Annotated in this window: 10 protein-coding genes; 5 read left to right on the forward strand and 5 right to left on the reverse strand. The window is 72.4% G+C overall.

The window, feature by feature from the left end:
• Window positions 1–2: 2 nt before the first annotated feature.
• The gene (locus JHE00_RS01995) at window positions 3–323 is read left to right on the forward strand and encodes an ArsR/SmtB family transcription factor (protein ID WP_200314128.1); all 321 of its coding nucleotides are present in this window, start codon (window positions 3–5) and stop codon (window positions 321–323) included.
• On the forward strand, window positions 320–805 hold the full coding sequence (locus JHE00_RS02000) for an SRPBCC family protein (protein WP_200314130.1): 486 nt from the start codon (window positions 320–322) through the stop codon (window positions 803–805). The genes JHE00_RS01995 and JHE00_RS02000 overlap by 4 nt, the downstream gene beginning before the upstream one ends.
• Here JHE00_RS02000 and JHE00_RS02005 read toward each other — a convergent pair.
• Both JHE00_RS02005 and JHE00_RS02010 read right to left on the reverse strand, forming a co-directional pair.
• A complete protein-coding gene (locus JHE00_RS02005; RefSeq protein WP_200314132.1) occupies window positions 802–3123 on the reverse strand; it encodes an MFS transporter in 2322 nt (773 codons plus the stop codon). The two genes, JHE00_RS02000 and JHE00_RS02005, sit on opposite strands and share 4 nt — an antisense overlap.
• Window positions 3124–3230: 107 nt before the next feature.
• Window positions 3231–6476: an AfsR/SARP family transcriptional regulator gene (locus JHE00_RS02010; protein ID WP_200314134.1), complete on the reverse strand. Its 3246-nt coding sequence runs from the start codon at window positions 6474–6476 to the stop codon at window positions 3231–3233.
• An 85-nt stretch (window positions 6477–6561) separates the two neighbouring features.
• On the opposite strand from JHE00_RS02010, the gene JHE00_RS02015 reads away from it, so the two are divergent.
• The gene (locus JHE00_RS02015) at window positions 6562–7455 is read left to right on the forward strand and encodes an NAD(P)-dependent oxidoreductase (protein ID WP_200314137.1); all 894 of its coding nucleotides are present in this window, start codon (window positions 6562–6564) and stop codon (window positions 7453–7455) included.
• Complete coding sequence (locus JHE00_RS02020; RefSeq protein ID WP_200314139.1) at window positions 7452–8315, forward strand: NAD(P)-dependent oxidoreductase; 864 nt, start codon at window positions 7452–7454, stop codon at window positions 8313–8315. Before JHE00_RS02015 ends, JHE00_RS02020 begins: the two co-directional genes overlap by 4 nt.
• Here JHE00_RS02020 and JHE00_RS02025 read toward each other — a convergent pair.
• The gene (locus JHE00_RS02025; protein ID WP_200314140.1) at window positions 8299–8901 is read right to left on the reverse strand and encodes a TetR/AcrR family transcriptional regulator; all 603 of its coding nucleotides are present in this window, start codon (window positions 8899–8901) and stop codon (window positions 8299–8301) included. The two genes, JHE00_RS02020 and JHE00_RS02025, sit on opposite strands and share 17 nt — an antisense overlap.
• Window positions 8902–9022: 121 nt before the next feature.
• Here JHE00_RS02025 and JHE00_RS02030 point away from each other — a divergent pair, with 121 nt between their 5' ends.
• Window positions 9023–9856, forward strand: coding sequence for an SDR family NAD(P)-dependent oxidoreductase (locus JHE00_RS02030; RefSeq protein WP_200314142.1), 834 nt, complete (start codon window positions 9023–9025; stop codon window positions 9854–9856).
• A gap of 25 nt (window positions 9857–9881) precedes the next feature.
• Here JHE00_RS02030 and JHE00_RS02035 read toward each other — a convergent pair whose 3' ends face one another.
• Window positions 9882–11300, reverse strand: a complete 1419-nt coding sequence (locus JHE00_RS02035) for a vWA domain-containing protein (RefSeq protein WP_200314144.1) — start codon at window positions 11298–11300, stop codon at window positions 9882–9884.
• A complete protein-coding gene (locus JHE00_RS02040) occupies window positions 11297–12184 on the reverse strand; it encodes an AAA family ATPase (protein WP_200314146.1) in 888 nt (295 codons plus the stop codon). The genes JHE00_RS02035 and JHE00_RS02040 overlap by 4 nt, the downstream gene beginning before the upstream one ends.
• Between the last annotated feature and the right edge of the window lie 8 nt (window positions 12185–12192).

Consider the following 12192-nt stretch of genomic DNA (forward strand, 5'->3'; position numbering starts at 1 on the left):
CCGTGACCACGGACGTCTTCGCGGTACTCGCGGATCCCCATCGCCGGAAGGTGCTCGAACTCGTCGCCGCTCGAGAGCGCACGGCGGGGGAGCTGGCAGCGGAGTTCGACGTGAGCAGACCCGCCGTGTCCCGGCACCTGCGTGTGCTCAAGGAGGCGGGCCTGGTCACCTGCCGGCAGGACGCCCAGCGCCGGATCTACCGGCTCGACCCGGGCCCGCTGACCGAGGTCACGGGCTGGATCGAGCGTATGAGCGGCTACTGGGCGGGCCGGTTGAGCGCGCTGGAAGCCCACCTCGACGCGAACCCGGAGGCCCCACGATGACCGGCCCCACGACACCCGGAACGCGAGGCAGTGTCGGCCTCGGGCCCGACGGCGCCTGGCAGATCCGCTTCGAGCGCAGGCTGCGGCACGCGCCGGAGCGGGTCTGGCAGGCACTGGTCGATCCGGCTGAACAGGGCCGCTGGCTGCCCGGCGTGACTATTGAGGCCCGGGTCGGTGGCGCCGCGGTGTACGACTTCGGCGACGAGGGCCGCGCGGAGGGCACCGTGCTCACCGTGGAGCCGCCCTCCGTGCTGGAGCACTCCTGGTCGTGGCCCGGCGAGGAGGACTCGGTGGTGCGGTGGGAGCTGCGCGCCGACGGGACGGAGACGGTGCTCGTGCTGCTGCACCGCCCCGTCCGGCCCGAACCGGCCGTCGACTACCGCCTCGGCTGGCACGTCCTGCTCGACGCGCTCGGCACGCACCTGGCAGGCGGCGAGACGCCCGAACCCGATTACGAGGCGCTCGCCGCGTTGTACGCCTAGTTCCTGTTGTCGTGACGGTCGAACTCGGTGGTGTAGCCGAGCTCGAAGTCCTGCCGGTCGTCGCCACCGTCGTCGGCCACGGTGAGCTGCGTGGTGGCGGGTGCGTAGCCGCTCGCGATGACGGTGTAGTCGCCGACGTCGAGATCGCCGAACCGGTAGGTGCCCTCGGCGTCGGTGAGGGTCACCCCGACGACCTGGCCTCTGGCGTCGAGCAGGGTCACCTGCGCCTCGCCGACCGCCTGCCCGCTGATGCCGGAGCGGATGGTGCCCAGCACCTGGCCCGCGGGGTCGAGCTGGGCATCGCGGGTGAACTGCTCGCCGTCGACCAGGGACACGGGAACGGCCAGCGGCCGGTGGCCCCGCGCGGTCACGGCGAGCGTGTAGCTGCCGCCGACGACGTCGGGGAACTGGTACCAGCCGTCACCGCCGGACAGGCCGGAGCTGAGTACGTCGCCCCGGACGTCGGTGAGCACCACGGTCGCGCCGCCGATCGGCCGGTGTCCCGGCCCGCGGACGTGTCCGCTGACCGTGCCCGCACCGGAGAGCGTCAGGTCGTGGCGGGCCGGGGTGGCCGTGAGCTCGGCGGTCTGGGCCACCGGTTGCAGGTGCTCGGCGGCCGCGATCAGCACGTACCGGCCTGCCTTCGGCGCCGTCACCAGGTAGTTTCCGGCGGCATCGGTGCGCTGGAGATCGACTTGCGCGCCAGAGGCGTCGGTGAGGGTCAGTGACACGCCGGGCAGCGGGTCGCCGCCCGCGGTGACCACGCCGTAGAGTTCGAGCGGAGTGCGCACGACGGGCGCCTCGGGCACTGGCGACATGGGGGCCGGCGCGGGCGTGCTGTCGGTGTTGTCGGTGCTGCCGTCGGTGACGTCGAGGGTGTCCCGCAGTGGCGTCTCCTTGATGAACAGCACCGCGAGCACGGTGACCACCGCGACGATGGCGGCGATGAAGAAGATCGTGCCGGTGCCGTCGCCGTACGCCGCGCGCACGGCCTCCCGCACGGCGGGAGGCAGCGACGCGAGGTCTAGCGACCCGCCGCCCCCGCTGGCGTTGCCGCCACTGACCTCGCTGGCCAGCACCGCGCCGAGCGCCGACACACCCGCCGAGCCGCCCAGCGTGCGGAAGAACGTGACCGTGGCGGTGGCGGAGCCGATGTCGCGCATGCCGACGGTGTTCTGGGCCACCAGCACCAGGTTCTGCATCAGCGCGCCGACACCGATGCCCATCATCGCGAGGTAACAGCCCATGAGCGTGAGGTCGGTGGTGTGGTCGATCGTGCTCAGCAGGCTGAGCGCGGCCACCAGCATCAGCGAGCCGCCGACCAGGAACGGCTTGGTGCGCCCGATGCGCGACACCACCTGCCCGCTGATGGTCGAGGACAGGAAGAGGCCCAGCACCATGGGCAGCGTCATCAGGCCTGCGTGCGTGGGGGAGTAGCCGCGCGCGATCTGGTAGTACTGCCCGAGAAAGACGGCGCCGCCGAACATCGCCGTGCCCACCGCGAGGGTGCCGAGCACGGCCAGCGTGAACGAGCGGTTGCGGAACAGCCGCAGCGGCACCACGGGCTCGCGGACCCTGGTCTCGACCAGCACGGCGAACGCGAGCGCCAGCACCGAGCCGCCGACGAACCAGAGCGTCTCCAGAGACAGCCACGCGAAGTTCTTCCCCGCCAGCGAGATCCAGATGAGCAGCAGGGCGACGCCGCCGACGATCAGCGTCGCGCCGAGCCAGTCGATCTTGACGTCGCGCTTGATCACGGGCAGGTGCAGCGTCCTGCCGAGCACGATGAACGCGAGCACGGCGATCGGCACGCACACCCAGAAACACCAGCGCCAGCCGAGCGCGGAGTCCACGATCACGCCGCCGAGCAGTGGCCCGGACACCGTGGCGACGGCGAAGACCGCGCCGATGTAGCCGGAGTACTTACCTCGGTCGCGGGGCGCGATCATGGCGGCCATGACGGCCTGGATCAGCGCCTGCAGACCGCCCATGCCGATGCCCTGCAGTGCGCGGTAGGCGATGAGCTCGGGCATCGACTGCGCGATGCCGCCGAGCACCGAGCCGACCGTGAAGATCACGATGGCGAGCTGGTACAGCAGCTTCTTGCTGAACAGGTCGGAGAGCTTTCCCCAGATCGGCGTGGTCGCCGTGGAGGTCAGCAGCATCGCCGTGACCACCCAGGTGTACTGGCTCTGGGTGCCATCGAGATCGGCGAGGATCGTGGGCAGCGCGTTGGAGACGATGGTGGAGGAGAGGATCGCCACCAGCAGCGCCAGCAGGAGGCCGGTGAAGGCTTCGAGGATCTGCCGGTGCGTCATCGGTTCGGTGGCGGGGGCGTGCGCGGGCGCGGACGTAGTCGGCTCCTTCTCGCGAGAGAGTTCTGGGATTGCCGACCACGGTAACCGCAGAAACTTGTGTGCTGCAACTACATATCTGCGAGTGAGTCGCGCAGCAGGTCCTCCAGACCATTCAACCCCAGGTCAACGCCGTGACCATGCTCACGAGCGAACTTCTCGGCACCCAGCGCGTCCCGTGCCGTCGCGGATGCCCGGTCCACGTCGTGACGCTCCGCGGGCGGCAGCGGCGCGCCGACGGAGGAGCGGGCGTGCTGTGCCCTGCCCAGTAGCCGAGCGGCGGGCGTGACGTCACCGGCGAGCGCGTCGGCGCAGGCCAGTCCCTCCACCGCGAGTGCGATGGCTCTCGGGTCGCCACCTCGGAGCGCCACGGCCAGCGCGCCCACGTGCTGACGGCGGGCCAGCGCGACGTCGCCCCTCAGCTCGGCGACGAACCCGAGCTCGGCGAGCACCAGGGTGTTGCCCGGTTCGAACTCCACCAGGCGGTTCCACTCGAGCAGCACGCGCAGATGCCGCTCGGCCTCGTCGAGCGCGCCCTCGCGGCGGGCCCCCAGCGCGAGCCCCGTCCTGGCGTACATCTCACCGGGAGCGAACCCCTGCTCCGCGGCCAGCCGCATCGCCTGCTCGTGCAGCTCCCGCGCCTGCCCGGCGTCGCCGCTGAGCAACGCGGTGCGGCCCAGCCACGACAGCTGGTACGACACCTCGGGCCACAGTCCGAGCTCCCGTGCGCGGCGCAAGCTCTCCAGGAACCGGTCCCGCGCGTCGGCGTAGTCGCCGCGGATCTGTGCGAGCGCGCCCAGCGCGAACGCCGACTGCACCAGGCCCCAGCGTTCACCGAGCTCGTGGAACACCGCGGCCGACTCCTCGGCTGCCCGGCGCGACTCGTCGATGACACCCAGCGCGAGCAGTTGCCCCGCGTTGTCGGCCAGCGCCGCCGCCGTGCCCCACCGGTCGCCCAGGGCACGAAAGCCGGCGAGTGCGTCGCGGGTGAGCCGCTGGCCAGGCGAGAGGTCGCCGACCGTGCCCAGCACGTAGCCGAGGAACCACTGGGCCCGGGCCCGGACGGCGGGGTCGGCGATGGCGTCGGCGTCGCCGGCAGCACGCGGATCGGCCCGTTCACCGGCCAGCACCGCCAGGCCCGCCTCCCACACGCGCGCGGCCGCCCGCGCGGACGGATCGGCCTCACCCGGCGCGGCGAGCGCCGCCCGCAGGGAGCGCCGCGCCTCCGCGATGCGCCCGCGCAGGAACCAGTACCAGGTCATGGCGTTGACCAGGCGCAGCGCGTCGTCGGCGCGGCCGAGCCCGACGAGCGTGTCCAGCGCCGCGCGGACGTTCGCGGCCTCGGCGTCGAGCCGTCGCAGCCAGCCCTGCTGCCCGGAACCGCGCAGCAGCGGATCGGCCCGCTCGGCGAGCTCGACGTGGAAACGCGCGTGCCGCAGCCGCACGCGGTCCCGCTCGCCGGCCTCCGCCAGCCGCTCCCGTCCGTAGGCGAGCACCGACTCCAGCAGGCGGTACCGGCGGCCAGCAGCGCCACCGTGGTCGTCGGCGACGACGAGCGAGCGGTCGACGAGCCCGGCCAGCAGATCCAGCACGGCGTCGGGCTCGATGCCCTGCCCGGACGACACCGCCTCCGCCGCGTCGAGGGTGCAGCCTTCGGCGTGCACGGCGAGCCTGCGCAGCACCACCCGCTCGGCGTCGGTGAGCAGCTCCCAGCTCCAGTCGAGCATCGCGCGCAGCGTCCGCTGCCGGGCCGGCGCGTCGCGCGGACCGGACGAGAGCAGCCGGAACCGGTCGCCGAGCCGCGCCAGCAGCTCGTGGACACCGAGTGCCCGCACCCGGGTCGCGGCCAGTTCCAGTGCCAGCGGCAACCCGTCGAGGCTGCGGCAGATCGCCGCGACCGCGGCGACGGTGTCCTCGGTGAGCGCGAAGCCCGGCGCGGTGGCCGCGGCGCGGGCGACGAACAAGCGCACCGCGCTGAACTCCCGCACCGATGCCAGCACCGCTGCCGCCGGGCGCCCCGGCTCCAGGTGCCCGCATGCGGGAATGCCCAGCGGCGGCACCACCCAGAGCACCTCGCCGCCGACCCCGAGCGGACGCTGGCTCGTCGCGAGGACCCGCAACCCCGGCGCGGCCCGCAACAACCGCGAGACCAGGTGGGCGATGGGCTCCACCAGCGGCTCGCAGTTGTCCAGCACCAGGATCAGCTCCCGGTCCCGCACCGCGTCGGCCAGTCGCTCGACCAGCTCGGTTCCCGCGTCCTGGCGGACGCCGAGCGCATCCGCCACCGCCTCGGGCACCCAATGCTCGGGCTCGCTGCGGGGCTCGGCGCAGCCGTGCCGGTCGAGTCCCGCCAGCTCCACGAAGCGCACACCGTCGCGGGTGGACTCCGCGAGCCGCGCCGCGGTCTCCAATGCCAGCCGGGTCTTGCCGACCCCTCCCGGCCCGGTGAGCGTCACCAGCCGCTCCCGCTCGAGCAGCGAGCGGACCTCCCGCACCGCGTCGGCCCTGCCCAGCAGTTCGGTGACCGGCACAGGGAGCTCCCCGCCCTGAGGTAGGGGCGGGGCCAGGTCCAGCGCCGGGTCCTGCCGCAGAATCGCGTGCTGGAGCCCGGCCAGCTCCGGTCCTGGCTCCAGGCCGAGCTCGTCGGCCAGCAGGCGCCGCACCTCGTCGTAGCCGGCGAGCGCCTCGCTCTGCCTGCCCGAGCGGTAGAGCGCGCGCAGCTGCACCGCCCGCAGCCGCTCCCGCAGCGGATGACGCGCCACGAGCGCGCCCAGCTCGCCAGCCAGCGCCGCGTGCTCACCGAGCGCGAGCCGTGCCTCGGCCAGATCCTCCTGCGCGGTGAGCCGGTCCTCGTCGAGACGCCGGCTCACGGGTACCGCGAACGGCTCGTCGGCGAAGTCCGCCAGCACGGGCCCGCGCCACAGCTCCAGTGCCTCGCCCAGCACCGCGGCCCGGCTCGCTGGGTCCTCGCTCGCCCGCGCCCGCGCGGTGAGCTCGCGAAAGCGCCGCAGGTCCACCGCCTCGGCCGCCACGTCGAGCCGGTAGCCCGCCGCGTCCCACACGACGAGCGTCCTGCCGCCAGGCTCCGCGGCCTCCAGCGTGCGGCGCAGCTGCGAGACCTTGGTCTGCACCGTGTTGCCCGGGTTACCGGGAGGCCGCTCGCCCCAGAGCTGCTCCACCAGCCGGTCCACCGAGACCGGCCGTCCCTCGTGGACGAGCAACACCGCCAGCAGTGCCCGCACCTTCGCCTCGGGCACCCGCACGGCATCGCCGCCGGAGGTCCACACCGCCAGCGGTCCCAGCACGCCGAATCGCACGAACGGACACTATCGGCGCCCACCGACGATCCGGCCGTGCGCGAAACCGCAGTGGTTCGTGCGCGGCTCCCGGCACCGTGACGTCATGACCGCATCACACGACGACAGACCCCCGGTGACCGTGCTCGGTCTCGGAGCGATGGGCACCGCGCTCGCCCGTGCCCTGCTCGGCGCGGGGCACCCGGTGACCGCGTGGAACCGCACGGCGGCCAAGGCCGAACCCCTCGTGGAACTGGGCGCGGCCCGCGCGGCCACCCCCGGCGAGGCGATCGCGGCCGGCAGGCTCGTGTTCGCGTGCCTGCTGGACTACGCCTCCGTGCACGACGTCCTCGACGACCACGCCGACGCCCTGCGCGGCCGCGTGCTCGTCAACCTCACCAACGGCACCCCGGTACAGGCCAGGACGTTCTCCGAGTGGGCGGCGTGCCACGGCGCCGACTATCTCGGCGGCGGCATCATGGCCGTGCCGCCCCAGATCGGCACCCCGGACGCCTTCGTCCTCTACAGCGGCTCCCGCTCCGCGTTCGAGACCTCCCGCGGCGCGCTCGACACCTTCGGCGAGAGCCACTACCTCGGCGGCGCCCCCGGTCTGGCCGCGCTGCAGGACATCGCTCTGCTCAGCGGCATGTACGGCATGTTCACGGGCATCATCCACGCGCTCGCGCTCGTCCGTTCCGAGGGCACGCCGCTCACGGAGTTCGTCCCGCGCCTCGACCGCTGGCTCAGCTCGATGAGCGGCTGGGCACACGCGGCCGCACACCAGATCGACGCGGGGGACTACGCCTCCGACGTCCCCTCGAACCTCGGCATGCAGGCGGCCGGCTTCGTCAACCTCACCCGCGCGGCCCAGGAACAGGGCGTCAGCCCGGAGCTGCTCGAACCCCTCGGAGCACTACTGCGACGCAGGGCGGCCGACGGGCATGGCCACGAGGACATCACCGGAATCATCGAACTCCTCCAGAAGGGAACCCCCGCATGACCGACGTGACCCTGATCGGGCTCGGCCCGATGGGCCAGGCCATGATCCGCACCTTCCTCGCGCACGGGCACACCGTCACCGTGTGGAACCGCACCGCGAGCCGCGCCGACGAGGTCGTCGCCGCCGGAGCCGTACGCGCCGCCTCACCGGCCGACGCGCTCGCGGCGAGCGAGCTGGTGATCCTGAGCCTCACCGACTACCAGGCGATGTACGACATCCTCGGCGGTGTCACGAGCGCGCTCGCGGGCAAGGTCGTGGTGAACCTCAGCTCCGACACCCCCTCCAGGACCCGCGAGGCCGACGCCTGGCTGGCCGGGCACGGGGCGACTCTGGTGGTGGGCGGGGTGATGGTGCCCGCCCCGATGGTCGGCACCGAGCACTCCTACGTGTTCTACAGCGGACCGAAGGAGACGTTCCTGGCCCACGAGCCGGTGCTGCGGCTGCTGGGCAGGCCCGAGTACCGCGGCGAGGACCCGATCCTCGCGCAGCTGTACTACCAGGCCCAGCTGACGCTGTTCCTGACGTCGCTGTCGGCCTACCTGCAGGCAGCCGCGCTGCTGCGGGCCGAGGGTGTGCCGGTCGGCGAGTTCCTGCCGTTCGCGGTGGACATGTACGACACGTTCTCGCCGTTCCTGGCGGGCACGGCCGAGGAACTGGAGTCGCGCACCTACCCGGGCGAGCTGAGCACGGCGACGATGATGGGCGCCACCGCCGACCACATCGTCGCGGCCAACCGCGAGGCCGGGGTCGACGTCGCCCTGCCGGAGGCGGTCAAGTCGCTCTACGACCGCGCGATCGCCGCCGGGCACGGCTCGGGCAACTGGACGAGCCTGTGGGAGGTCATCAGGGCCCGGGACTGAACGCGCGCACGACCGCCTCGACGACGCCGTCCGCGAACGCGTCGTCGAGCGGTCCGCCGCGCATCAGCCAGCGCTCGAACACGGGGGAGTTGAGCAGGCTGAGCACCAGGTCGAGGTCGGCGTCGGGGGAGAGCTGCCCTGCCTCCTGCGCGCTGCGCAGCCGCGCCTTCTTGGCCTCGTCCATCGGGGTCGCCATGCTGCGCTGGTAGAGCGCCGCCAGTTCGGGATCGGTGGCGATCTCGACGGTCAGCGCGCGGATGGGCGCCTCGAACGCGGCGTCGGCGAACTCGGCGACGGTCGCCCGCAGCACCTGTTTGAGATCGGTCTCCAGGTCGCCGGTGTCGGGCAGCACGACGGCATCGTCGACGGGACCGCTGAGGTCCAGGATCGAGTCGAACACGACGGCGCCCTTGGACGACCACCAGCGGTAGATCGTCTGTTTGCCCACGCCGGCCCGCGCGGCGATGGCCTCGATGCTCACCTTGGCGTAGCCGGTCTCGGCGATGAGTTCCCTGGTGGCGGTGAGGATCGCCTGCCGGGACTTCTCGTTGCGACGGGACGCGTCGGGGCGCTTCGCGGAGGTCATCCCCGGACTATAGGCGAAACGAGACGGACCGTCTTGACACGGGACGGGTGTGTCCGCACACTGGGCGAGCACACGAAACGGACCGTCTCGTCTAGGCGGGACGGGAGAGGGGGTGACGCGCATGACCGCGAACACCGCACCGCGCGTCTGGTTCATCACGGGCGCCTCACGCGGGCTGGGACGCGCCTTCGCCGAGGCGGCACTGGCCGAGGGGGACCGGGTCATCGGCACGGCCCGCGACGTCTCGGCCCTCGACGACCTGGTGGCCGAGTACGAGGGCAGCCTCGTCACGCTCTCGCTCGACGTCACCGACCGCACCGCGGTGATCGCCACCGTCGGCAAAGCCGCCGCCACCTTCGGCAGGCTCGACATCGTGGTGAACAACGCGGGGCAGCTGCTGTTCGGCATGCTCGAGGAGTCCACCGAGAAGCAGGTGCGCGACCACTTCGACACCAACGTCTTCGGTGCACTCTGGGTCTCGCAGGCGGTCATCCCGCACCTGCGCGCGCAGGGATCGGGCCACATCCTGCAGGTGACCTCAATGGGATCCACCGGCGGATTCGCCTCGGTCGGCGTCTACGGAGCGGGCAAGGCGGCACTCGACGCACTGAGCGAGGCACTCGCGATGGAGGTCGAGTCCTTCGGCATCACGGTCACGATCCTGCAGCCGGGCAGCTTCGCCACCGACCTGTTCACCCGGGGCACCACCGCCTCCGAACCGAACGAGGCGTACGCGGCACTGCGCGCGGAGCTCGCCGAACTCTGGGCCGAGTCCAACGATCCCGACCCGCGCGAGGCCGCACCCGTGGTGCTCGAGGTGACGCGCATGGCCGAACCACCGAAGCGCCTGATCCTCGGCAGCAGGTCCTACGACCTGGTCGTTCAGGATCTGCTCACCCGGGTCGGCGAGCACCGGCGATGGGAGGAACTCAGCGGCCGCGCCGGGACGACGTGAGCGCGGTGTGAGCGCGGTGTCGGCGCTACGTCGGCAGCAGCTCCGTGACGAGCTGGGAGAGCTGCCGGATGTTGCGGCACTCGTGCATCGGTACCAGCTCGGCGTAGCGCAACGCCGCCGAGTCGCCGGTGCCCCAGAAGCGCTCGGCCTCCGGGTTGAGCCAGTAGACGTGCCGCGCGCGGTCGGCGATTCGGCGTAGCGCCTCGAGGTTGGGGTCGCCGAAGTTAGTGCGGCCGTCACCCAGGACCAGCACGCTCGTGCGCGGTCCGAGCACGTCCTCCCACCCTTCGACGAAGCTGCCGAGCGACTCGCCGTAGTCGCTGCTCATGCCCCACCTGGTGACACGGGCCTGCGACAGGATCCGCGCCGCGAGCCCTTCCGGCTCGTCGCGGCCCGCGCTCACCAGGTGCGTGATCTCGTCGGTCAGCCCGACGAAGGCGAAGCTGCGGATCTTGCTGAACTGGTCACTCAGCGCCTGCGTCAGCAGCAGCGTGAACTGTGCGAACCCGGCGACCGAGCCGGACATGTCGCACAACACCACCAGCTCCGGCCTGCCAGGACGCCGGTTGCGCAGCGCCGGCCGCATCGGGACACCGCCGGTGCCCAGCGACCGGCGCAACGTCCGGCGCAGGTCGATCTGCCCGCGCCGCGCCTTCTTCCTGCGGGACGAGAGCCGCGTCGCGAGCTTGCGCGACAGCGGCTGGACCGTGCGCCGCATCGCCGTGAACTGCTCGCTCGTGGCACTGGTGAACGTCACCAGCTCCGTCTGCGGCGCCACGGCGTGCGAGGCGATGCGCTCACGCCCGCGCAGCTCCGCCGTTCGCCTCCGCGCCTCGGCCTGGACCCGCTCGCGAAACCCGGCGATGCGGGACCGGGCCTGCCGCTCCGCGAGCGCCTCGCCGAGCGGACCGTCCTCCGGGCGGGCGGTGCGCATCGCCGCGAGCACCCGCGCCAGCAGCGCCTCGGGGCGGACCTCGCCCAACGTCTGGTAGGCCGACCAGCCACTGAGCCGCGACCCGGACCCCGACGCGCCAGTGTCGCCGGCACCACCACTGCCACCGTTCCCGGCGTTGCCGTACCGGCCGAACGCCTCGACCCCCGACGCCGCGAGCGCCCGCAACCGGGCCTCGTCGCCCTCGGCCAGCGCGGCCACCAGTGCGTCCCGCAGTTCGAACACATCGGAAGGTGGCTCGCCCGCCGACTCGACGGAGCCCACAGCGACCGGGAAGTAGAGGTCGAACACGGCATCGAACACCCCGCGCTGTCCCGAGCGCCGCAGCACGGTCGACGCCAGTGCCTCGCGCAGCTGGTCCCGGTCGGCGAGCCCGAGCACGTCCACCGCCGCCGCGGCGTCCACCGTCTCGCCGGGACCCACCGGGATGCCGCGTTCCCGCAGCGCTCCGACGAAGTCGACGAGCCTGCCGGGCAACGCCTCGGTGGTCATGGCGACGCGGGGTCGAGCAGCCGGTCCAGCCGCAGCTCGGCCGCGGCCCTGCGATGGTCGGCCTGGTACTTGAGGATCACGCCGAGGCTGCTCTGCACCACCTGCTCGTCGAGGCGATCCGCGCCCAGGGCGAGCAGCGTGCGCGCCCAGTCGATGGACTCCGCGATCGAGGGCGCCTTGCGCAGGTCCAGCTCCCGCAGCGCGCCCACGACGCACACGAGCGAGTCGGCCAGCGTGGCGTCGAGCCCGGGCACCTGCAACGTCACGATGTCCCGTTCGAGCTCGGGCGTCGGGAAGTCCAGGTGCAGGAACAGGCAGCGCCGCTTCAGCGCTTCGGAGAGCTCTCTGGTGGCGTTCGAGGTGAGCAGAACGAACGGCCTGCGCGCCGCCGTGATCGTGCCCAGTTCGGGCACGGTCACCTGGAAGTCCCCGAGCACCTCCAGCAGCAGACCCTCCATCTCGACGTCGGACTTGTCCGTCTCGTCGATCAGCAGCACGGTGGGATCGGGGTTGCGGATCGCGGTGAGCAGGGGACGGGGGAGCAGGAACTCCTCGCTGAAGACGTGGTCGCGCGTCTCCTGCCACTGCTCGTCGCGCGCGGCGGTGATACGCAGCAGCTGCTTGGCGTGGTTCCACTCGTAGAGCGCCCTGGACTCGTCGATGCCCTCGTAGCACTGCAGCCGCACCAGCTCACTGCCCGTGGCGCTCGCGAGTGCTCTGGCCAGCTCGGTCTTGCCGACACCCGCGGGACCCTCGACCAGCAGCGGCTTGCCGAGCCGGTCGGCGAGGAACACCGTGGTCGCCACGGCGGTCGAGGCCAGATAGCCTGCCCCGGCCAGTCGCTCGACCACCTCGTCGACCGAGCCGAACAGCGGTTCCTGCACAAATCCTC

It is taken from the genome of Prauserella cavernicola (assembly GCF_016595675.1).
Classification (GTDB): domain Bacteria; phylum Actinomycetota; class Actinomycetes; order Mycobacteriales; family Pseudonocardiaceae; genus Prauserella_A; species Prauserella_A cavernicola.